Consider the following 331-nt stretch of genomic DNA (forward strand, 5'->3'; position numbering starts at 1 on the left):
TCTGCACCAGCTGCCACGACGACGTCCACCACCACGGATGGGACATCATCATCGGCTTCGACCGACACCCCTGGCTGATCCCACCCGCCAGCATCGACCCGAAACGCCGACGTCGTTGTGGTCGACGGTCAAGCACGAATACTACAAGCGACACGCCTTCACCACTTGGGGTTGACCCCGTTTCCCGGACATCTTGATGGCCAGTGTGAGGCTGGCGGGAGGGTGACCTTGCCCACCAACTCTGGGTCGGTGGAGAACCGAAACGACTCGGCCTTGTGGGGTTCCCCCGAAAAAATGGACACGGTTAGCTTGATTGCTGACTTGCGTGCGA

General features: G+C 60.4%; 1 pseudogene. It reads left to right on the forward strand.

Annotation, left to right across the window (positions count from 1 at the left end):
• A pseudogene (locus P3L18_RS28420) lies at window positions 1–197 on the forward strand (hypothetical protein); the annotation flags it as partial.
• Window positions 198–331: the final 134 nt, after the last annotated feature.

Origin of the sequence: Gordonia sp. N1V (assembly GCF_029269935.1) — a bacterium.
Lineage (GTDB): Bacteria > Actinomycetota > Actinomycetes > Mycobacteriales > Mycobacteriaceae > Gordonia > Gordonia polyisoprenivorans.